We start from the raw sequence: 22,111 nt of genomic DNA on the forward strand, positions 1-22,111 counted from the left end.
CAGGCGACGCCAGAGAGGACTCACTGTTGGTGCTGACGCCGAACTGACCCAGTGGCCGATACCACGCTGACCCAACACCAATCGGCAAAGATCCAGCGCTGGTAATGATTCACAAGGTAGGAGCCTGGGTCAGTGAATATCGGTAACTGGGTCAATCCTGCGCTGGCGATAACAACGCTGTCCTCTTCCAAGGAGGAATTATAATGTCGAACTCAGACCTACTCCCTTCCCTACTCTTCAAGATCAATCAGAACCAGCTCGCCCTTGAAGCCGTGATCATGGAGCTAACGCTCTGGGTCGAGCAGCGCGGCTCAGCTGAGGTTGCCGGTAACGTACACGGTGCTTTGGACACAATCAGTAAAAACGAAGACTTCATCAATATGACGCTCGCGGTGCTGATGGCGCCGGAGTGATCAAACGATCTGGTAACAACGAACAACAGACTAGGGAGCTACGGCACCGACCTACATATCTACATCGGCAACCAACCCTTCCTCAAATATCGGCCTGGGAGCAGTCGTCGGAGGGTTGGTGATTCGTGAAGGTTTCGGATATAGCGGTGTCATTTGGGCCAGCGCTGCTGTATTCGCCATCCCGCTGGTGATTACCTTCTTGTCATCTGTGAGCCGCCGCCAACTTCTAAGCAGTCATTGAATCAGCGGGTACTTTTGCCGGCGCATATCGCGCCGGGTTTGATAACCCTTTTCGGGGTCGTTTCGACGAGTGTGGTTATTGAGAATAATTAAGTCACGCCGTTTGGAACCAGCGGCGTGACCATCATGTAACTTCACGAGTGAAGTCACTCTCAAGCTGCCAAGATTCGAACCTCGACGGCCGTCGGCCCAAAACCATTGATCGGGCCTGGATATGGGCAGCACGAAAGTGCCCAGATCACTGCCATCTCCGCCGTCATTTCCAGGTAGTCACCTGGCTCCGAGAGTGGCTCCAGAGGATGGAATTTACCGTCTGGACGGGTCAGTGGCGGCTGGAAGACATTCAAGGCTGCCATACGAGGAGCTCCCAGCTGAGGGAAACCGATCTTGGCGAAGCCCTCGCACATTGCTTCCGTGCAGCCTGGTTGATCAACGCCAGCAGCTTTGTTGATCTCGTGGGTGCACGCCCCACCGGTGTAGCCATGCACACCGACTTTATCATCAGTGATACGTAGCATCCGGTTGACGTAGTCGGAGTAGATGTAACCACCTTCCGAGATTTGCCAGCTGTCTTGCTCGAGGCAGGTAGTGACCATGTCACTGACTTCTTTGAGGTTGTCAGCGTTATAGGCGACAAAGTCGCATACCTGTTTTCCGTGCAGGTCGACGATCTGGATGCGTTGCCCAATTTCCAGTCGACCCGATGCGTGTCCGCCAGGCTGAACAATAACGCTAGAGATGAGTTTTTCGTGGGTTGTAGTCATAACGTTTCCTATCTTTGGCAGGGGTGGTTAAAAATCAATTACGGAGTGACTCGTGCCGAGCGTATTGAGGGGGGCAGCAGCGACTTTTTCCCGATACTCGGGCGTATTGAAACTGCGTGTAAAAATTAGATAGCTAATGCAGGAAACCGGAAGCCCCACTGCAAATGCGATATCTGCACCGCCGAGCATTTGCGCTATTGGGCCGGTGTATAGCGCAGTGCTGAAGAACGGAGTCATGGCCACGAAACCTAATGCGTAGCTGACGAGACCGTCCCACGCCCATCGACCATAAAAGCCGCCGTCCGGATGAAGGATGTCGGTAATTGAGTAAGCGCCTTTGCGTACGACGTAGAAGTCGACGAGATTTACGGCCGTCCAAGGGATGAGGAAATACCCAAGGATCGAAAGGAAGTTGCCGAATGCCCCCACAATGTTGTCGGGGAGCACTAGACCTGCTGCGATGATGATCAGGCCAAGCACCATGAGCACCACAGTGCGCAGTACCTTGGTTGTTTCGAAATGTCGGAATGCTTCCGCACCACTCAACAAACAGACGCCGCAGCTATAGATCCCGGTTGCTGCGGCTAATAGTGAAGCAGGTATCGCAACTATCATGGTGATGGTGCCTAGGCGGCCACCGAACTCGTTACCAATCTGACGAATGCTTTCGATTGCATCGACGCCAGGAAACGCATTAATGATCACCGCCCCGATAAAGGACAGCCACAGCGCAGAGATCATCGTTCCACCGAAGACCGCCTGAATGATCTTCAGGCCGCTGACATTGGTAGGTAGATAACGGGTGTAATCCGATACTAATGGCGCGATTCCAAGCTGTAGCATCGCGGACGCGCCTAGTTGTGCTAGCAACCCGGCAGAATTGAAAGACCATCCGTTAGCTCCCGCAGTTGACCACGGGACGATAACCACGACGGCGACAGTCAATATGAGGAAGTTCGCACACACGATGTAAGCGACGATCTTTTCCGATTTGATCAACAGCCGGTACCCATAAATCGCCACAAGAACTGCAGCGACACCAGCCACGATTACAGAGCCGCTCATACCGATTGGAGCAATCTGGTGAAGCGCGCTAGCCCCGGAAAGAATCCCGAACAGTGGAAAGCCACAGAGCACTAGCATCGCAGCAAGGAGAGGCACTAATGCCCCTCGCGCCCCGAACTGAACGCGTGACTGAATCATTTGAGGGATCCCCATCACGGGCCCTTGTGCCGCGTGGAGCGCCTGAAAAATGGTTCCCCCAAACGATCCCGCCGCGATAGCAATAAACGTCCAGAACAGCCCAAGGCCAAACTGATGTCCCACCGCACCTGAAAACAATGTCATCAATGATGCGTTCGCCATGAACCAAAATTTTTGCTGATCCTTGACTGTGCCATGTCGTTCATTGAGCGGAACAAATTCGAAGGAACGGGTTTCGACCTCCAGAGTCCTTTGCGTTGTACCTGGATGCACGTCAGCATGGATTACTGCGCTTGTTTTTGTGCTCATAGCCCCCCCGTTTACATGCTTAAGCGCCTAAAGACGCCAATCGGTTTCCAGCTTTTTTTGGGGTCAAGATCACCGTCCATTAGACGGTGCAGCCATCTTAATGACCCACAGCGAGCTAGGTATCACGCGGGCAATTTTTGATTAGCGTGTTAGTGATACGCGCCCCCCAGCAAAAGGGGTGAAAGATCAAAAACGCTTCCGCACAAGGGTATAAGCAAAAACAAAGCCATGTTTCACCATACCAAAACGACAATACCGCTTGCTAGGTGTGTTGCCGGTGAAAAAACCAAACCTTCGAGCTGCAAGTCAGTGTGGGCGTGTATCAGCGTCACGCCAGGCATGAGTTCCTTCATGCGAGGTTTCGTGACTTTTGCAGTCGATCAGTACGGCTTGGGAGTTTCAGCAGGAACTATTTAGGTGCAATCGAGGGGGGCATCGGGCAATTCTGGAGCGTTTTGATTCATGCTTCTCGGGAGGCTCGTGGTTGTCCTGGCTAACAGCATTCTGGTCAGGATGGCACCTATGCTTACGGGCAATCCGTTAAATTTGACTGTACGCGCCAACCGCTATGCTTCGCCTGCCAACGTCGCTCTGTATCCGTTTTCTGGAAAGCTGCTTGCTTATATAAATGTTCTCTGCCGCGAGTGAATCAAAAACAAAAGCACCGGAGCTCTCCTCAATGTTCACTGTTATTTATATCTTCAAACGCAAGCCAGAAATTACTAGAGATCACTTTTTAGAAGCCTACGAAGAACACCGACAGGTCATGATTGAATCTGCGCGTGGACTCATCAGCTATACGCAAAATCCAACGACCGCGCCGCAGTCAGTTGGTGGAATAGTAAGCAATACTGGGAATTCTGAATTTGATGCAGTTTCGATATACACATACAGAAACCAAGAGGACGCCGAATTTACAAGTGGTCTTGTGGCCGTCGAAATTGACAGCGCGAGGTTTATCGATTTTACAACAATCATCACATTGACCGTTACGCCCGTAATAGTCAGATGAGAAAGCAAGACACTGGAATGTGGTGAAATTCGCCTCACGTAACTGGACGCATCTCAGGAAGGAGGCGTGAATTTGGGAGCGCTTTGCCTGACGAAACCACCGCCTCACCAGAGGCGGCAACATCGAAACCTGCGGAGTAGAGAGAATCGATCAGTCAGCGCAATCCGAATCCCAAACGGGCCAACTGCGTTGCCAGATGCTCCCGCCCATGGAGACTATCAACTCTTAGTAATCTGTTGATCACCTGATCCGACCAACCTTTCGCCGTCAGCCCTTCACGCTTATAAAATTCACTCAGGCGTTCGTCGTACCGGTTTATCGACTCTTCTTCATGCTCAGTCGCGTAGGTTTCGTGGTGTAAAACTGCCGCTTGGGGCAAGCGTGGTTTTACCTGTGCTGGAGAGTCAGGATCAGGGTAACCAATGCATAAACCGAACACTGGAAATACCTGAGGTGGTAATTTCAATATTTGAGCTACGCCTTCAATGTCATTGCGTATAGCACCGATATAGACGCTGCCCAGCCCCAGTGACTCAAGTGCGATTACCGCATTTTGGGCAGCCAATGCGGCATCGATTGTCCCCAGCAGGAGGCTCTCGATGTATGGAACGGCTTCCAGCTCAACGCGCTCTCTTTGCGCGACACGCTCGACTCTGGAAAGGTCAGCCAACCAGACCAAAAATAATGGAGCCTGTCGAATATGCGATTGATTGCCAGAAAGCTCAGCAAGAAGCGCTTTACGCTCCGAGCTTTCAATCGCGACCACGCTCCACACCTGCAAATTGGACGAACTGGCAGCTGACTGTGCAGCCGCGATTAACGCTTCAAGAGTACCGCTGGGTAACGGTGTATCCGCAAACGAACGAACGCTTCGGTGCTCCAGCAGATGATCGATGACTGAACTCCAATTCCCCGGAGCCAGGATATCCGGCTGGCCATAACGTAAGGCCATCCGGCTCTGCGAATCGTTTGTCATGCAGGCTTTCCTCGAGTTCATTTGAGTCCCTTCTGATAGCTTGGAGCAGCCATTTCAAGGCTGTCTTGGGAGATAGCACCGCAGGTGGGAATATTCTTCATCAAACTGATCCTTCCATTGGATCAGAGGTGCCCTGCCCTCCTCCCATTTTCCGCTAAATCGAAGCTCCAGATAGCCCAGCGTGCAGCGCAACGCTACTTGTCCGATTGTTACCTTAGTGGACATTCGGGGCACTATGCTGCACAGCATATCCAACGAACGGGTCACTTTACCCCAGTATCGATCGAGTAGAGCTTCGCTGACATTCTCGGCTTCACGAGCGCGCCTTTCCATGACGTGTGCAAGCATGCAATCGCAAATGCCATCGGATAATGCCTCTAGCTTTTGTGAAGCAAAACGTTCGGTAAGCCCTTCGCCGTGGAGAGCTTTCTTACTCAGTGTGTCTAGGTAACCCGTGATGAGTCTGCTGTCAAAGATCGGCCCTTCGGCGCTCAGTAATACCGGGACTTTTCCGAGAGGGTTCATCTCCAAAAGTTCAGCTGGCTGACCGCTTGGGTCAACCATGATTTCCTCGAAGAAACACCCTCCAAATGCTGCTGTCATCCGTGCTTTAGCGGCATAGGGAGACGTGAGTGAGTAATAAATTTTTAACCGTTCCATCGATGAGATACCTATGTCATGCGTTGATTTACGATATCGGCAGTTGTATAGCGTTGAAGATGGCAATGGATCCGGTAGGAATCTATTACCAACTTCTCGTTAGTTACCCCATGCGTTCCTTGTTCGCCAAGGTGAGTCCCCCAGCGACAAGTGTCAGTACAACGACGACGCCGGCGATCACCACAATTGCCCCAGCCGTTCCCAGAACACGTACCAATGGCCAGGAGGCGGCAATGGAACCGCCGCTGACGGCATAGCCTACTGTGTTCAAAATTGCATAGGCCCCACGCAATTTCGATAGAGGAGTGATGCGACGTACAAGCGTCAAACCAACCAACTGACCTAATCCTTGGGAAGCTCCACTGAAGACCGCTGAAGCAAACAGAGCGCCCGATGAGTCCAGCTTGATGCCCAGCACAAGTATCACTGCCCCCAACCCGCCTGCGGCCAGAGCGATGACTGCTTGGGTAAGCGGAGTGAACCGAGCGGAGAGTAGCTGCGCCGTAAACGCTGAGCCAAAGACCAGAAATACCAGTAACCCTGCTAACACCGAGCTGTGAACCCCGAGCGAGTTCTGCAGATAGGAGGAGCCGATCGACATGTAGATGCCGCTCGCGATGTAGCAGGAGGTAAAGATAAACGTCACGACTAAGAAGAAGCCGCGACGGCCAATCCCTTCAGCTCCTGTGCTCACCGGTTCGCCACTCCCCCCGGTGCTGGCTCTACCAATTGTCTTTAGACTTCTATCGCGAAGCAGTGCGATGGCGCCTACTGCCAACAGCAAAGCCTCTACGATGAACACAAGCCGCGTGGGAGCCCGCGCGAAGTCCGCAAAGACCCCTGCTAACAGTGGGCCGCACGCAAGCCCACTTGAGATCGCCAGCGATGCAACCAGTGATGGACGAGCGTGACCCGACCGCTCGAACACCGCAGTAATGGCCGCTGGGCCGCAGGAAACGAACACGCCTGCAGCCATACCGCTAACCAGGCGCCCCACCATCAACTGCCATGCTGTATCGGCGCCTGCAAAGGCGACTGACGCAATGCAGCTCAAGATAGTCGCGCCAATAAGCGAGGTACGCCAACCGATTTTATCGACAAAGCGGCCGAGCCCAAGCAGCCCTATTAACACTCCCCCTTGATACAGAGAGAACAGTACTGTGATGGTTGCTGTTGGGAACCCGATCTCGTGCTGCCATAACGGATAAATCGGTGATGGCATGTTCGAAAGCAGGAACGCAGCGAACACAAGGGCTGCTGCAATCAATTGCTCAACTCCGACCCGTTGTTGCGTTGAGCATCGGTGTACCAGGTCGGGGCAACCCAAGCCTGTCGGCCAGTGTCATGACTTTGATCCGAGGGCTCTAGGGCTAGTAAATGACGTAGTGCTTCAGTCTCGACAACATCGATCGACAGAGTTTCCCAACGACTTCTATCGCCAATGATCACCACGCCATAGGTACGTCTAGCGCGTTCGACGCTAATGTATTCGTCAATTACATCCTCAAGCACAAGCTTTGGGTCACGTTTTAATGGCGAGCCGTAACCACCCGCGCCGCAACCCAGCGAGACAATCGTATCTCGGATATCTAAAGTTACTTCGGCGACAACATCGTTTACCTGGTGTGCCGAACCGTCCGCCTTGATGACCCACGCTTCTGGCCCAGAAGCCATACCACCACCATGAACACCCAGTGGACGGTTTTCGACGCCTTCCATGTAGTAGTACGAAGCTGCTGGAGCGGAAACTGGCCCGTATGAAGAGACGGTACCTGGAGCACCTCGGAAGTTACCCGCGCCTTCGGAGTCCATACGCACAGTTGCATGCTGCCAAATAACAAGTGGGTAACGCTGCTCGACAATTTCGGACGAGTCCAGGTGAGGGATACCTGCGCCCATGATGGTAGCGAACGAGAGCCATCCGTCACTGAATGCGGTAGCTGGGCCGCCGGAGGTACCAGCGAAGATTTGGAGAATGAACTCCTCTCCCCCTCGGCGCATATCACGACCGGATACAACGGCTTCATGTGGTGGGCAGCCATAAGGAGGTTCCGCCGCGCCAATGTCCGCGTCAGACATCGACGAGATTCCAGCCAGAATCATCCCCGTGACTCGGTCGGTGATGGTACGAGTTGCGGCAGAGCAGCAAGCAGGATGCCGAGGTATCCCTACGACACAGTTCTCGCGGACAAGAATCTCGATACGTCGGTGGCTGCCCGAAGTATTAGGTACGCTGAAGGCCCCGCCCTCAGGTGCGGTATTCAAAGCCATAAGGATGGCAGTGACCGCGTTGTTTTTAGAAGTGGCTTCAGTGAGGTTCAGGCCCGTCGGCGTGCAATCCGGGTTATCACGAAGATCAACAATGATTCGACCTTCAGCAGGTTTGATCTCGACAGTGGCACGAAGGTCAAGCCCATCTGGCAAACCCGGGAAAGCATCCATATGGGTCTTCAGTTCAACGCGGCCTTCAGGAAGTTTGGCGATGCCCGCTGTCGCCATGCGCTCGCCATAGTTCAGCCATTCACGAATGAACACTCTCAGATGTTCGATGCTTTCAAAACTGGCGCAGAAGGCCTTCAGACGCTTCTCGGCCAAACGCAGCGCCCCTAAGGATGCCAGATAGTCACCGTACCAAGTATCAAAGGCGCGGATCCGAACTCGCGCCATACCGATGATGTCGTTAACGTCTTGGTAATCGGACTGCACTTTCACGCATGGGAAAATCAGCGCACCTTCTTCGTATACGTCGCGAGCGCGAGGCATATAAGTGGTTGGCTGCGAGTTACCAATGTCGACCTGGTGTGCCTTAGCGATGGCGGTAAACACATGCTCACCTTCGAAAAACACAGGTACTACCAGCGTGTGGTCGGCCGCGTGAGTATTGCCATCGTAGGGATCGTTATGGAGAAAGGCATCGCCCTCCCGAAAATTCGGGTGCTTGCGCGCCATGGATTGCGCAATGAGGGTGGAACCGTAAACATGAACGGGGAAGCCGCCCGGCGCAGAGACGAGATCATGGTCACTGCTGGTAATTGAGCAGGAGAAATCGTGTGCTGCCATGGTCGTGGAGCGAGCTGTCCGAATCATGGTGTTGGTCATTTCACGCGTGATGCTATCCAACCGGTTAGCCATGATGCTGAGCGTGATTGGATCGATATGGTCGACTTTGGAGATAGTGGTGGTCATAGGTAATCCTTGGCTTTTGTCTCGAATGACAATTCGTAAGTGTTAGTCGAGCGAAATCAGGTAATGAGTCGGACGAGTCAATGCCGTGGAGCCTGGCGGCAGGACGATGGTGGTGGTCGGTTCTTCGATCACCGCCGGGCCTTTGATTGTCATGTCACTTGGCAACTTTTCGACGCGATAGACAGCCCCCTGTAGTTCGGCGCCGTCGAAGAACATGCTTCGGTAGGTCGGTTCGGGCATGGACTGATCAGCACCAAGCAGAGGCATCGCGAGGGATGGTTTTTCACGCTCCACCCGCCCGACTGCACGCCAACTGATGACCTCAACAGGCGCACCCGGCTGGTTAACCGAATAGAACTTCAGGTGAGCCTTGTCGAAAGCTGCCTGGAGCTTCTCAAGAGCATCGGGCGCCGTGAAATCTAGAAAGTCACCGAGTTCGACGTCGATTTCCCAAAGCTGCTGCTCATAACGAGCTTCTACGATAATGGTGCGTACCCGCTTGCCCGGATGCTTTACCTCAGAAAAGAATGCATCGAGCCTCATATTCAGTTCGGCGACCACTGAATTGGCTGCTTCGGGATTAAAGTCAGTGGTCGACATATAGCGACCGGCGGAGAAATTGGCGCTGATATCAGTGCACTGACCGCCAACAGCGCTCAAGCCAGAGGCCAAACGCGGAATGATCATGTGTGCAATGCCGAGATCTTTGGCGATGCGCACGATATTCATGCCAGCAGCACCACCACCGGCGACCATCACGCACTCACGTGGATCGATACCTTGGCTGATGGTCATGTCCGTAGTAAATCCGCGCATGTCCTCAGAGGTAATACGCAGCACCGCTTCAGCGCTTTCCTCAATGGTCATACCCAACGGCTCGGCCAGTCGATTACGAAACGCTTCGCGTGCTGCTTCCAGATCGAGCGTCATTCGCCCACCCAGAAAGTTATTTGGGTCGAGGTAGCCGAGGACGAGTGCCGAGTCCGTCACGGTGGGTTCTTTCCCGCCACGTCCATAACAAGCCGGCCCAGGGAATGCACCTGCACTGAGAGGCCCCACGCGCACGAGACCACCATTGTCGATATGCGCGATAGAACCACCGCCGGCACCTAGGGAGCGGGTATCGACAGCGGGTAAACCGGTCATGTGGCCGCTCCACTCCGGGCCAAGCCATTTTTCGCGACTGTAGGCGATCTGCCCTTCACGGGTGAGACTGACGTCGTAGGAAGTACCGCCAGTATCTACAACGATGATGTCTTTCCCGGCTGCGAGAGGCTCGTGTTTCCCGTACTGAGCGCCTGCGACAGGAGCAAGCGCCGGGCCGGAGTCGATAGTCTGAATCGGACGATCCGCCATTTGTTCCAGGCTCATGACCCCGCCACTGACATGGGTGACCATCAGAGGATCGCCAGAAAATCCGAGCTCGCGGAATCGACGCTCAAGATCCTGCAAATGCTCTCGCATCAGCGGCTTGATGGAGGCGTCGATTGCGGTCGAGGAAGCTCGACGGTATTCGCGAACAACGTTATTGACCTGGTGGCTCAGCGAATAGGCAACTCCTGGTAACTCAGTTTCAATTAACTCTCCAATGCGCACCTCGTGCGTCGGATTCACAACTGAAAATACGAGGCACACCGCAATCGCCTCGACTTCGAGCTCTCGAACGCGCGCCAGCACCTGCCGTACCGTCTCCTCGTTCAACTCGACTGCAATGGTGCCGTCAGCGAGTACACGTTCAGTGACTTCGAACGACAATCGACGAGGAATGTAGGGTTTAGGGAACGGTGTGGCCAGGTTCCAAGCGTCCTCCTTGCCGCCCTCACGGTACAGCAGAGTGTCTCGAAATCCACGGGTAGTAATGAACGCGGTTTTTGCCACTTTTCCCTGAAGTACGGCATTCGTCGAACGAGTAGTCGAGTACACGAATGTTCGAGTTTCAGCTAGCAACGCCTCAAGGGTCATACCATTTTCAGTGGCCGCGAGCTTGATTGCGTTAGAAATGCCGATGAACAGGTCATCAGGCGTGGAGGATGACTTGTAGAGCCCAACTACGCGCTTGCTGTCGGACAGAATGAGGTCGGTAAAGGTGCCGCCAGTATCCACAGAGATTGTGAACGGCGGGAGCAGTGTTACTTCGTTCATGGATCATGCTTCCTAGGGTTATTCGTAACTAGCCGCGTGCGACTAAGTCAGGGATAAGGAGTGGTTGCTGCTCGTGGCGTAGCGACCACGGGTTATCAGCGCCATCAACGGGGTGACGACGACGGTTACTGCGAAAGCGATTAAAGGGGCGATACTTGCGCCGAAGGGGCCAGCCATGCCGAACGACAGTGGAAGTGCGATGATCAGAGCGGCGGCAAGAGACGTAATGCCCACTGGGTTCCAGGCCCGAAGCTGCTCTTTGCTGTATAGGAAGGTCTTTGGGACGAGGCCGAGAAGGTAGCGATTGAGTACGATGTCAGAGAAAACAGTCCCAACCCATGACACCAGCACAATGCCCCAGATGCTCAGGACTACTGTAGCTTTGCTGTACAGATCCAAGGTAAGGATCACAACGCAAAGAATGCAGGTAATAATCACCCAGCTGACGCGAGACAAATTGATTCCGAACAAGCGTTTCGCCACTGTTGCAAGACTGACAGCTGTTCCGTAGACGTTGTTAACGTTGATTCGAGCCTGAGTAAGGATGACCAACAGAACTCCAAGAATGCCGTAGGCATGCGTGAAATAAACTGCAGGGTCGGACTCCTTGAACGTCGCTCCCAACCAGGCGCCAAACAGCAGGGGGAGCAAGAAGGTGACCAGGGTGAACACTGGCCCGAGGAGAACGCCCCCAATCACCGCATGGCGGGCTGGAATGAATCGGCCGAAATCACTTGCGGTAGCGCCTATCCCTGCAATACCGAACATGGCAACCATGACCTGCATGGCTGGCGAACCCGCCGCAAGATTGATCGCTGAATCTGCGCCTTGAGACCAGAAGCCTGGTGCTCCACCCATTTCGATAGCTCTCAGGGCGATCAGTACAAAAAAGATAAACAGGATGGGTAGCGTGACCCACATCAATCGACTTACCAGCTTGATGCCAAAGCAAGTCAGTGGAATGAAGATCAACCCGCACGCAATCTGAAGGAGCAGTGTGGGGATCGATGGAAAGTAGGCGTGTACTGCATTGATCATGATTCCACCCTCCATTGCGAAGTAGAGGATGTTGTTCGTGGAGTAAATCACCGCAGTGATCGTTGACCCCAGGAAACCAAAGCCACATGCCCGAGTGATAAGATCCGAGTTGAAACCGGATTTGGATGAAAACCAAACCCAGACGAAGGCGATTGCACCGACGATGATTGCCGTAGTGGTGGCGCCGACGACAAAGTTTTTAGTGCCAAAAGAGTGGACGAGATGTGCGCCGAGCATGAACCAGATGAGGGCGGTAGTGATGCCCAACATCACACCGAAGATCGAGACCGCCCCAACGTTTTTTGCAGACTCCGGTACAGGAGTGTTCGCATATTCATCTGCGCTGTCGTCGTTGACTGATGCCGATTTGCCTATGTGTTCCATCATTAATGCCCTATATGAGTTAAGCGTGTCAGTGGCTTTAAAAAAACGGCTCTTGACGGCCTTTTACGATAAAAACACGCGAACAAAGCTGGGCAGATGATAAAAACGCTTGTTTCGCAGATCATGAAGGAGCAAATCCCGTGCCACAGGTGAACGAAACCTGTCGATCACTATCAAGGTGCGGATTTCAGGGGTTTTAAGAAGTGAATTAGGTCGACCCATAGGATCGGTTGTGACTTGAAAGGTGGAGTTACTGCTGACTGTTTTTGGTGCGAAGGAGTCAGCGATGCTCATTTTCGGGGCTATGGTCGGTCACCCCTGCCCAACAGCATTTTTTTCAGCAGAGATAGCCAATTGAATCGGGTTACTCCTCAACGGCCGCATCTGGCTCGGGCTGGATGGTTGCATTACCCGACCAGGATCTATGTGTAGACGAAGCTTTTGCTCGGTGCTTTGCCTTTAGACCAGACAGCCGGAACGTATTCGCAACAAGCACATCTGTTGGTACATCGCTGATAGGCTTATGATCTAAGCCACATGCTTACAGCGCGTGGCCTTCAGCATCCACTCGCTGGATATCTGAGTCCGTGCCGTGCGAGATATTCTCGGCTTGTTTTTTGGAGGCGCCCCATGGCCATTGTTTATCCCACAGGCGCTCTCGAAGCGAAGGAGCGGTTTGACTACTGGCAGGACGTCGTTTGCTCCACGTACGCACCAACAGCTAACCGTAAGTTGACGGATGAACAGTTCGACGGTTCGCTAGATGTCACGCTGAAAGGCGGCGTATCCTTCAGTCGAATCAAGTCTCTGCCAATTGAATACGAACGCAGTCAGCGAGATGACGGCAGTGATCATTTTTTTGTCTCGCTATCATTGTGCCCAAGCGCCTATGTGAACCAATGCGGGAGGCTCTCCCAGCAACGGCCTGGTGACATCGTTTTGTTTGATAGTTCGCGCCCCTACACCTGCACGTTCCCTGCAGGCGACGATCAGATCGTTCTCGCAGTTCCACGCACCTTGCTCCAAGCCCACATACCCAATAACGAGCGATTTCTTAGCCGAACATTGGAGAGCCAGTCACCACTTGGTAGTCTCGCTAAATCGATGTTGATGGAGGTCTGGAGCGCGCAAGCACTTCCGGATGTTATTGGCGAACGTCTAAACGGTTCATTTCTTGATGTGCTGTCGAGTGCTTTCGAGGCGGCCTATGGCTCTAGCACTCCAGAAGAGGTATCGCACCGCAATAAACAGCTTGAAAGAGTAAAACAATTTGTTCTGGCCAACCTTGAGCAGACAGACCTCTCCGTAGAACACATTGCTTCAGCAATCCATGTATCGCCCCGAACCCTAAACCGTCTATTCGCAGCTGAACACACAACAGTCATTCGTTGGCTGTGGCAACAGCGGCTATCTGCAGTCCATGAGGCGCTAATCGATGGGCAGTACAGCCAGGTCAGCGTCGCTGCGATGAGCTTCGGCTTTACCAATCTTTCCCACTTCAGCCGAGCTTTCAAACAGGCTTATGGCATTTCCCCCCAGCAACTGCTGCGTCGAACCTGATCACGCTTGGCGTTTTGAGCACAGCATCTGGCAATCGAAGCAAAGCGCACCCTCCACACCCCAGCGCAATATCGACGCTGTGCAGGCAAACCCTGCACGCACAATAAAACAATAAAAACGTCGGTCACGCGCCAGACAATTGTTATTGCCCATTTCGTAGCTGCCCTTACTAAAACAATCGAGGTCTACAATGAGCCGAGGCTACGTCTACGTATTGCTATGTTACATCCTGGTCGGAATCAGTTATCCCGTGGCCAAGGACGCTATGGAACAAATCCCCATATGGCTATTCACCTGCCTCACCTTCGCGATTGGGTTCATATTGCTCTACCCAGTGGTGACTTTGGGTGACAAGGTTGCCCTGCACAAAATTGGTATTAAGGCTTGGTTGGCGATCAGCGTGCAGTCTTTACTGGGCGCGGTTCTATACACCGTCTTCCTGCTATACGGTTTTTCATCTGCGACAGCGATAGCCGCTTCAGTTTTCAGCAGTCTAGCTCCAGCAGCAGTACTGACGCTCTCGTCGATTTTCCTAAAAGAAAAACTGAGTGTCAGAAAGTTTGCTGCGATCATTCTTGCCATCGCAGGCGTATTGGTACTGACGTTGCCGACAGCAGACGGTGCCGGCGAAAACACCCTTGCGGGCATTGTTTTTCTATTGTTGTCGACACTTTCGACTGCGGGCTGTGTGGTTTCAGCTAAAAAGCTTGATGTCGACTTACCCCCTGCCACCATGGCTGCTGGCGTATGCCTTACAGGCACCCTTTTCACGTTTCCGATGGCCATCGTGCAGGGAGCATCTTTCGATTGGCAGCATCTGACCATCGCCAACGGCTGGGTCATGGCCTACTACGGCGCTTTGGTGTGGGCCGTACCCTATGTTCTGTTCTTCAAGGGCGTCACACGCATCCCTGCAAGCGCGACTGGCATGGCTGTGGCGGTGATCCCATTAGCAGCCTCCTTCTTTTCTATTCTTTTCTACGGGGAACACTTACGCATGACTGACTGCATCGCCTTAATGCTCGTGACCCTGTCTATCGTCGCCGCTGAAGCTCGCGAAGGTAGTAAACCGGCGTTAACCCCTGTTGCCTGAGTGGTAGCAAAGGATGATCGTTTCAAATCCAGCCAACTAGATGGTGATTTCAATGGCTAGTAACTCCGATACAACTCTCCGACTTCTGTTTCCTCAGTGGCAAGGCGGCAACAACGCCCCTTACTTTTTCGGAGCGCAGCTTCTGTCGTGGCTTGCACCTGAGGCCAGCGGCCCAGTTGAAGAAGTAAAAGTGGCGATACCTGACGGCCAGCCGCTGCAGATCGAAAATGGTATCGTCGGGCGTGGTGCCCTCCTTGAGCAGCTAAGTCATGCACAGCACTTGATCGAGAAACATCAGCCTGACCGGATGGTGATTCTTGGCGGCGATTGCTTGGTTGACCTCGCTCCTTTCGCTTACCTCAATGAACGGTACGACGGCGACTTGGCCGTCCTCTGGGTCGACGCTCATCCAGATATCATTACTCCCAAAGACTTTCAGCACGCTCATGCCATGGTACTAGGCAACCTCCTGGGTGAAGGCGACGAAGACTTTGCCAGTGCTGTAAAACAGCCCATCAAACCCGCTAACGTAATGTATGCGGGGCTGCAAGAAACAATGGGTGTCGAAACTGCGATGATTGAACGGCTCGGGCTGCGTAGTGCAAGTCCTGCTGACCTGGCAGACACCAGCGAGCCCGTGCTCAAATGGCTAAAAGAGACAGGTGCCAAGCACTTGGCGATTCATCTAGATCTTGATGTTCTTGATCCGAATCTCTTCCGTTCATTATTGTTCGCTAAACCGAACATTCCGGATGACACTTTCGACGGTATCGCCCAAGGAAAGATGACCATTGATCAGGTAGTACGCCTGCTTAGCGACGTAGCCAAGGTTGTGGATGTCGTGGGCCTTGGAGTGGCGGAACATCTGCCTTGGGATGCACTGGCATTGAAGAACATGCTGGCAGACTTACCGCTATTGGGACGCTCAGCCCAAAGCTGATCGTATTGGGCTCGGTGGTAAAACCGAGCCCAACCAATAAAAATCCGGGGTGCAGGATTTAGAACTTGAACGAAGCAGGCAGCTTGTCTACAGCAACCTGTATCAAGAGTTCAACATCAGCAACCCCTGAATCTGGATTACGAAGCTCTTGCTCAAGAGCTGCAAGTCCCGCCCTGGATTCAGCCCTCACCTCTCCTACAAACTGGCGCGACCCAGTCGAAGACGACATGATCGTTACGGCAGGTTGCGCTAGCAGAAGCGATTTAGCGCGCTGATCACCCTTCACAAGCAGGATTGCCAAATGCGAGTGATCTACGAGAAGCTCGTTGGTCACGATTGTCGACCGCACTACTCCTGCACTGAGCAAAGTCATCGCGCGTCGCCGTACTACACCATAAGGCCGATCAAGTCTTTCCGCCAACTCGCGAAACTGAATACGCGGTGACGCGCTCAACTCGCGCAGAAGCTCCCTATCGTCATCAGACCAAGATACCTGCTCAAGAACAGAACGATCCACTGATGGAGAGCGCGTATCTTCTCGCCACTTTTCAACCCGCAGCATAGGCCAGCATTCGGCTGAAACAACACCTGGGGCACTTTGAAGCTTCTCGCAAACGAATCGATGAGCTTCAAGGTCGTTAGCACTGACAAACTCACCGAAAAAAGTGAAGCTGCCGAGCGTTCTTACCAAGTGGATCACCTCCGCTTGCTCCTGAGCCCAACTTGCGAAAAGCTCAGGAGGGCCGGACGTTGTCACCCCAATCGACACTCGTGTCAATTTGCCCACCAAAGCAGGATCAACCAGCGTGACAAACCGGATATAGCCAGCACTGACGAGGCGATCGAGACGTATGCGCACGGCATCGGCGGACAGACCGACAGATAAGCCTAACTCAGCGTACGAGCGTCGAGCGTCTTCCCTTAGGAGATTTACCAGTGCTAGATCTTTACTATCAACGTTGTAATCGAAACCACCATTCCGGAGATGCCCCGCACCATCGACTTCGTCTTGCCGCCCCTTCCCCATCTATCCCATTCCTATTCAAGCTGGACGCTGCCACCAAGACCAGATTCGTACTTGGCGCCCTGGGCAAATGCAATCATCACGCCAGCGGTGCGAGCATATCAAAGAATGGGGAAAACTCCGGGATACTTAAATTGCAGGCTTCACGGAAAGCCTGATTTGGCCGTATCAGTCACCGTAGCTGTCGCTTGAGCGGGTTTATGGTCTCTTGGCTTGGATTCCAACTCCTGCTCGCGACGGCCCAAATACAGCCCGCACAAGCCCCATGCAGCAGCGAGTAACGCTCCCAGAAACATGGCAACACTAGGGTTATCAGCAATGAGATCGACTGCACGTTTTATCCATCCGCTGGCTGCATCACCTGCTCTATAGACAACCGTGTCGATGAAATTCTTGGCCTTGTACTTCTCTTCTGTGGGGACAACGGTGTAGAGCATCTCACGGCCCGGCCTTACCAGCGCATATTCACCCACTCGCCGAATCACCATGACTGCAACAAAAATCCCGAACGTAGGCGCCAATGCTAAAGCGAGAAACCCCGCGCTCATGATGACAGGAACCGCGACTAGCAGCGCACTGACTCCCAACCGTTTAGCTGTCCGTCCCGTAACAAAAATTTGGATAAACAATGAAAGACTTTGCACAACGGCATCTATGATTCCGAACACTTGTGTCTGTCTGGTTTTGTCAGGAAAAAGCTCTGCAACGAGGCGTGCCTGCTCGAAATACAAAAAGGTGTTGATGCTCGCTAGCATCAGGACAAATGCAGAGATGCCCAGAAGGTACGGGGAGCGTAAGGTTAGGGTCGCGCCGGCGAACGGATTGCCTTTCAACGGCGAGCGATTAGAGGAATCTTCAATCGCACCGACCAGTGGATTGCGGTCACGCCACCGATGCAACCACGTCGCTGCAGCGATGCTGAGCATCAGCAGAGTAGCCGCCACTATAAGAAGACCTACATGTCCCAGTGGCGCAACTAGCAACGCACCGAGCATTGGGCCCGTGATACCCCCAATGCTTGCGCCACTAGCAATTATCGCGAATGTACGCTTCGCTTGTGGCGCACGTAGGACGTCGGCAAGGACACTCCATGCCAATGAGACGGACAGCAAGTTGAATACTGATAGCCAGATGTAAAAACTACTGGCCGCTAATGCCGAATCAGGCGCTATTTGAAAGCTCACCGCGAACGCTAACAGGGTAATTGCCGAGCTGCCGAATAACCATCCCAACAACTGACGTCGTGGCAGTGCCGACGCACACCAACCAAAGAGCGGGAGCGCCACCAGGGTGGCAATAAAAGTTCCAGTGAACAACCACTGCAGATTTTCTATTCCGCCCGCAATCCCCATAGTTTCCCGGACTGGGCGAAGCAGAAAATAGCTTGTGAACAGGAAAAAAAACATGAGGACGCCAGCGACAACTGCGGGCATCTCCTCGGGTTCAATATTCAGTAGCTTGGTTATCCAGTGACGAGTGATGGCCCAATATCCTGCGGCGGGCTCTCGGTTCATATAACTCAGTAGCCGACAGTGAATCGTTGTCGAATGTGTTTGGGGTCTTCTACTTCATCGGCCATTGCGATGGCGTAGTCCTCCATCGAAATCCAGCTTTTTCCATTTGTATCCACCAGCAGCGTGTCCTGGCCTAGCCGGAATTTACCGGTACGCTGCCCCGGATTGAAATCTGCAGACGGCGAAAGGAAAGTCCAATTGAATGACTGTTCTTGTCTCAGACGATTTAGAAACTCACGTCCGGCAGTAGCTTCTGCACGGTTCGCATCAGGGAAGCCGGGTGTATCTAGCATGGGCACGCCTGGGGCGACTTCCAAAGTGGCCGCGCCGCCCACCACCAGCAGCCTAGCCACGTCAGCTTCCTTCACGGCAGTGATCAGGCTATTGATATCACTGGTCACAAAGCGTGTAGCGCTGATGACTACCTTGTGCCCTTTCAAAATGAACGCCAGCTTTTGCGTGTCCGTCACATCGGCCGCTACCAACGTCACACCTTCTCGCTGTGGCACCTTTTCAATATTGCGTGCCACACCTGTGACCTTGTGACCGCGGCGCAACAACTCATCACTTAGTCTAGAACCCGTGCGACCGGTGATGCCCAGAATTACCACATCCATCGAGCTTTTCTCCTTTGTCTGAGTTGGTTGATTGTTGGATTCCTGGGCGCTGAACGCCATGCCTGAGACCACCATGAGTAAAGCCATGATGATCAGCCTATACGCTCGATTCATTGCGATACTCCAGTTGCCTTCCCGTATTCAGTCGAAAGACTAACGCCATGCCATTGGTTCGATAAGGCGTCTAACGAGTGCCACAGCGTTGCACCATGCGCACATATTTCGAAATGTATCGGCCGTTAGCGGCTTTAGTAAAAATCAAATCACCTTTATAGATCTTCCTCACCCCCCAAAACCGCTGTCAGACGTCGTAGTCTTTTAGTCTTAGAGCTAGGAAGTCGATCAGCGCACGCATTGCCGTAGGCACCCGATGACGGGACAGGTAAACGGCGTAGACGCTCATGGGCTTGACCTTATAATCGGGCATGAGCCCGACAAGGCGCCCCGCTTTGATCTCAGCATTGGCGGCGAAATGCGGAAGCAACGCAATCCCTGATCCACGCATCGCTGCTCGAACGACGATTGCTGCTTCATTGGTGCTGAAATTGCCCGATACCGGTACCAGGAAACTCTCATCGTGAGTTGAAAACTGCCAAGTTGTTCGACCGTAATAGGCGTAAGTCAAACAATTGTGCGCCGCCAAATCTCGTACATGAGTCGGCTCACCGTGGGCTCGAAGATATGACGGGGCCGCACATACGACAGAGCGGACTTCTCCCATTTTCTTGGCGATAACGCTTGGATCTGGATCGTTTGTCACCCTGATTGCCAGGTCGATACCTTCTTCAGCTAGGTTGATTGCGCGATCCACAATCTGGAGGTCAATGGCCACAGCTGGATGTAGCTGTAAAAAATCCATCAAAATATCAGTCAGACAATACTCCGCAAAGATGGAGGACGCCGTCACTCGCAACAGTCCTTTAGGCGTGTTTTCTGCGTGAGCCCCCATCGAGCTAACATCCTGAGATAAGGCCACCAGGTCTTTGCATATGGGTAATACCTCCTCCCCGGCAGCAGTCAAACTCAGCTTTCGCGTAGTGCGATGCAGCAAACGGGCTTCCGCCCATTCCTCCATCAGCCCGATGTAGCGCGTAGCCATAGCTCGAGACATTCCCAGGTGAGATGCAGCAGCTGAAATGCTCCCCCGTGCCACTGTCTCTATGAGTACTTTTGCAGCTGTCAGGCGATCCATTCGATTAACTCATGCAACAAAGCGTCAACTATAGACCGATATATCCCCGCCCTGTAAGCAAATAAAGTGGCTGTTCGATTAGGCGAGAAGTCGCGACACCATGCCGGATACACTCCTCCAGTATATTTTTGACCCGCTGTGCAGCTGGTGCTATGCCTGCGCTCCGGCGCTCGCAGCAATCTCCAAGCGCTGGTCAGCGACATTCGAAATGCTTCCGTGTGGCCTGTTTTCAAAGCGCGGAGCTCGCGTAATGAACCCAGAGTGGGCTCAATATGCTTGGGGTAATGATCAACGTATTGGGGGGATGACGGGTCAGATTTTTAGTGAGCGATATCGCGAACAAGTACTGGCTAAGACCGAGGGGAAATTCGATTCATCTGCCATGAACCGAGCCCTCACTCAAGCCCATACGATCGATCAGACGCTAGAGCCAAAATTGCTGAGCGCACTCCAGGTCGCCAGGTACGTAGACGGCCAGGACACTTGTGACTATTCGGTGGTGGCGGGTATAGCAACTCAGTTATTGATCGGTACCGGGCTAGAGACAAATGCAGATACTTTGAGTGTGCGTCTTTTCGCCGATGAAGATCTCGCTAAGCGTACACACGCTCGCACTTCTACAGCCCAAGCCTTGATAGGACGCTTTGACCTGAGAGGCATTCCACAACTCCTAGTACGCACCGAAAACATCACCATCCCCCTCAATTCGTCGCACCTCTATCAAGGGGTCGAGAAGCTCGTTACAGAGATTCGAAAGACGGTTGTTAGCGCACAGATTTCTGCAGTGTCGCCCCGAAATCTAGCTCATGGACGCAGATGACTGCGGTCTGTTCGAGCACCATCAACTTAAATTAAGCATAGGAATCACCATGAAAGCTCTCGTTGTCACACAGTTTGGGCCACAGCCGCAGATGGCTATTGAAGAACGCCCCATCCCCGCAATCAAGCCTGGTTACACGCTGGTGAAGGTGCATGCCGCCACCGTGAATCCACTCTCAAGCCAAGTGAGTGCCGGTATCGTCGTTACGGCGAGTGCCCCTGTAGTTTTGAGTAATGATGGTTCGGGTGTTGTCGAGCAAAGCGACCAGTTTAAGCTCGGTGCTCGCGTGGCTATTTTTGGTGGTGGCCAACTGGGCATTTCTGAAGATGGGCTTCAGCAGCAGTGGGTACTTGTAGAGAACAAACGCATCATCGAACTACCAGACGAATATGACCTGGATGAGGGGGCCGCGCTTCCAATCAACTATGTAACTGCACATCAAGCGTTGACGCGAGTAGGTCGTGTAGAGCCAGGTCAGACTGTGTTGATTTCAGGAGCGTCCGGAGCGCTGGGGCATGCGCTTATTCAGACAGCCGTGGCAATGGGAGCGACTGTAATCGGAGTCGTTTCTAATGCAGAGAAAGCCAAGTGTGCTCGTCGTTCCGGAGCGGCAACGGTCATTGATCTGTCTTCGCAGAATCTAAAGGACGCCGTCTTGGAGGCGACTGATGGTGAAGGTGCTCACCTTGCATTTGACGTCGTCGGCGGCACTATTTTAGGTCAACTTCTTAGCGCGGTGCGTACGCGAGGTGCTGTAGTTTCGATTGGCTTTGTAGGTGGTATGACAGCCAACATTGATGTGGCTGACGTAGTCATCTATGAGAAGCGAGTTTTGGGTTATGACGCATGGTTGGAAACTGATGCTGACGTAGCCTCGGCTCTCGAATCGATCCAAAAGCACATTGCTAAAGGTGCACTTCGTCCCTCGATCGACAGCATATTTCCGATGGATCAATACGCCGTAGCTTATCAACGGTTGGGTTCTCGTGAAGCGACGGGAACCATTTTGATGCGCGTCTGATAC

At 53.1% G+C, this 22,111-nt stretch carries 19 protein-coding genes; 7 read left to right on the plus strand and 12 right to left on the minus strand.

Going from position 1 to position 22,111, the window contains the following annotated elements; all coding sequences use genetic code 11:
- Positions 1 to 203: 203 nt before the first annotated feature.
- On the plus strand, positions 204 to 413 hold the full coding sequence (locus ACNYC6_RS00005) for a hypothetical protein (RefSeq protein WP_419710498.1): 210 nt from the start codon (positions 204 to 206) through the stop codon (positions 411 to 413).
- 392 nt (positions 414 to 805) lie between these two features.
- Here the strand turns inward: ACNYC6_RS00005 and ACNYC6_RS00010 are convergent, their stop codons facing one another.
- The gene (locus ACNYC6_RS00010; RefSeq protein WP_419710499.1) at positions 806 to 1,417 is read right to left on the minus strand and encodes a DUF1989 domain-containing protein; all 612 of its coding nucleotides are present in this window, start codon (positions 1,415 to 1,417) and stop codon (positions 806 to 808) included.
- 27 nt (positions 1,418 to 1,444) lie between these two features.
- Positions 1,445 to 2,929, minus strand: a complete 1,485-nt coding sequence (locus ACNYC6_RS00015) for a purine-cytosine permease family protein (RefSeq protein ID WP_419710500.1) — start codon at positions 2,927 to 2,929, stop codon at positions 1,445 to 1,447.
- A gap of 679 nt (positions 2,930 to 3,608) precedes the next feature.
- Here ACNYC6_RS00015 and ACNYC6_RS00020 point away from each other — a divergent pair.
- Positions 3,609 to 3,941: an EthD domain-containing protein gene (locus ACNYC6_RS00020; RefSeq protein WP_419710501.1), complete on the plus strand. Its 333-nt coding sequence runs from the start codon at positions 3,609 to 3,611 to the stop codon at positions 3,939 to 3,941.
- A 154-nt stretch (positions 3,942 to 4,095) separates the two neighbouring features.
- Here the strand turns inward: ACNYC6_RS00020 and ACNYC6_RS00025 are convergent, their stop codons facing one another.
- The 6 genes from ACNYC6_RS00025 to ACNYC6_RS00050 form a co-directional block, all read right to left on the minus strand.
- On the minus strand, positions 4,096 to 4,917 hold the full coding sequence (locus ACNYC6_RS00025) for an NADPH-dependent oxidoreductase (RefSeq protein WP_419710502.1): 822 nt from the start codon (positions 4,915 to 4,917) through the stop codon (positions 4,096 to 4,098).
- Between the two features lie 54 nt (positions 4,918 to 4,971).
- Positions 4,972 to 5,577, minus strand: a complete 606-nt coding sequence (locus tag ACNYC6_RS00030; protein ID WP_419710503.1) for a glutathione S-transferase family protein — start codon at positions 5,575 to 5,577, stop codon at positions 4,972 to 4,974.
- A gap of 103 nt (positions 5,578 to 5,680) precedes the next feature.
- Positions 5,681 to 6,844 (minus strand): MFS transporter, encoded by a 1,164-nt coding sequence (locus ACNYC6_RS00035; protein WP_419710504.1) that lies wholly within the window; start codon positions 6,842 to 6,844, stop codon positions 5,681 to 5,683.
- Positions 6,841 to 8,763: a hydantoinase B/oxoprolinase family protein gene (locus ACNYC6_RS00040; RefSeq protein ID WP_419710505.1), complete on the minus strand. Its 1,923-nt coding sequence runs from the start codon at positions 8,761 to 8,763 to the stop codon at positions 6,841 to 6,843. Before ACNYC6_RS00040 ends, ACNYC6_RS00035 begins: the two co-directional genes overlap by 4 nt.
- Before the next feature lie 42 nt (positions 8,764 to 8,805).
- Positions 8,806 to 10,905 carry a hydantoinase/oxoprolinase family protein gene (locus ACNYC6_RS00045; protein ID WP_419710506.1) on the minus strand — a complete coding sequence of 700 codons (2,100 nt, stop codon included), beginning with the start codon at positions 10,903 to 10,905 and terminating at the stop codon, positions 8,806 to 8,808.
- 42 nt (positions 10,906 to 10,947) lie between these two features.
- Entirely contained in the window at positions 10,948 to 12,330 is a 1,383-nt protein-coding gene (locus ACNYC6_RS00050) for a purine-cytosine permease family protein (protein ID WP_419710507.1), read from the minus strand.
- Between the two features lie 627 nt (positions 12,331 to 12,957).
- Between ACNYC6_RS00050 and ACNYC6_RS00055 the strand changes: the two genes are divergently transcribed.
- The 3 genes from ACNYC6_RS00055 (at position 12,958) to ACNYC6_RS00065 (ending at position 15,920) form a co-directional block, all read left to right on the plus strand.
- Positions 12,958 to 13,887, plus strand: coding sequence for a helix-turn-helix domain-containing protein (locus ACNYC6_RS00055; RefSeq protein WP_419710508.1), 930 nt, complete (start codon positions 12,958 to 12,960; stop codon positions 13,885 to 13,887).
- A gap of 190 nt (positions 13,888 to 14,077) precedes the next feature.
- Positions 14,078 to 14,980 (plus strand): DMT family transporter, encoded by a 903-nt coding sequence (locus ACNYC6_RS00060; RefSeq protein ID WP_419710509.1) that lies wholly within the window; start codon positions 14,078 to 14,080, stop codon positions 14,978 to 14,980.
- Between the two features lie 52 nt (positions 14,981 to 15,032).
- On the plus strand, positions 15,033 to 15,920 hold the full coding sequence (locus tag ACNYC6_RS00065) for an arginase family protein (protein ID WP_419710510.1): 888 nt from the start codon (positions 15,033 to 15,035) through the stop codon (positions 15,918 to 15,920).
- A 58-nt stretch (positions 15,921 to 15,978) separates the two neighbouring features.
- Here ACNYC6_RS00065 and ACNYC6_RS00070 read toward each other — a convergent pair whose 3' ends face one another.
- The 4 genes from ACNYC6_RS00070 to ACNYC6_RS00085 form a co-directional block, all read right to left on the minus strand.
- Positions 15,979 to 16,947, minus strand: a complete 969-nt coding sequence (locus ACNYC6_RS00070; RefSeq protein WP_419710511.1) for an Lrp/AsnC family transcriptional regulator — start codon at positions 16,945 to 16,947, stop codon at positions 15,979 to 15,981.
- 140 nt (positions 16,948 to 17,087) lie between these two features.
- Positions 17,088 to 18,458 (minus strand): NTP/NDP exchange transporter, encoded by a 1,371-nt coding sequence (locus ACNYC6_RS00075; protein ID WP_419710512.1) that lies wholly within the window; start codon positions 18,456 to 18,458, stop codon positions 17,088 to 17,090.
- A 5-nt stretch (positions 18,459 to 18,463) separates the two neighbouring features.
- Positions 18,464 to 19,075, minus strand: a complete 612-nt coding sequence (locus ACNYC6_RS00080) for an NAD(P)-dependent oxidoreductase (protein WP_419713043.1) — start codon at positions 19,073 to 19,075, stop codon at positions 18,464 to 18,466.
- Between the two features lie 301 nt (positions 19,076 to 19,376).
- A complete protein-coding gene (locus ACNYC6_RS00085; protein ID WP_419710513.1) occupies positions 19,377 to 20,267 on the minus strand; it encodes a LysR family transcriptional regulator in 891 nt (296 codons plus the stop codon).
- Positions 20,268 to 20,517: 250 nt separating this feature from the next.
- Between ACNYC6_RS00085 and ACNYC6_RS00090 the strand changes: the two genes are divergently transcribed.
- Both ACNYC6_RS00090 and ACNYC6_RS00095 read left to right on the plus strand, forming a co-directional pair.
- The gene (locus ACNYC6_RS00090) at positions 20,518 to 21,087 is read left to right on the plus strand and encodes a protein-disulfide isomerase (RefSeq protein ID WP_419710514.1); all 570 of its coding nucleotides are present in this window, start codon (positions 20,518 to 20,520) and stop codon (positions 21,085 to 21,087) included.
- Positions 21,074 to 22,108: a quinone oxidoreductase family protein gene (locus ACNYC6_RS00095; RefSeq protein WP_419710515.1), complete on the plus strand. Its 1,035-nt coding sequence runs from the start codon at positions 21,074 to 21,076 to the stop codon at positions 22,106 to 22,108. Before ACNYC6_RS00090 ends, ACNYC6_RS00095 begins: the two co-directional genes overlap by 14 nt.
- Positions 22,109 to 22,111: the final 3 nt, after the last annotated feature.

This window comes from Pseudomonas sp. NFX224 (genome assembly GCF_048565165.1).
Classification (GTDB): Bacteria; Pseudomonadota; Gammaproteobacteria; order Pseudomonadales; family Pseudomonadaceae; genus Aquipseudomonas.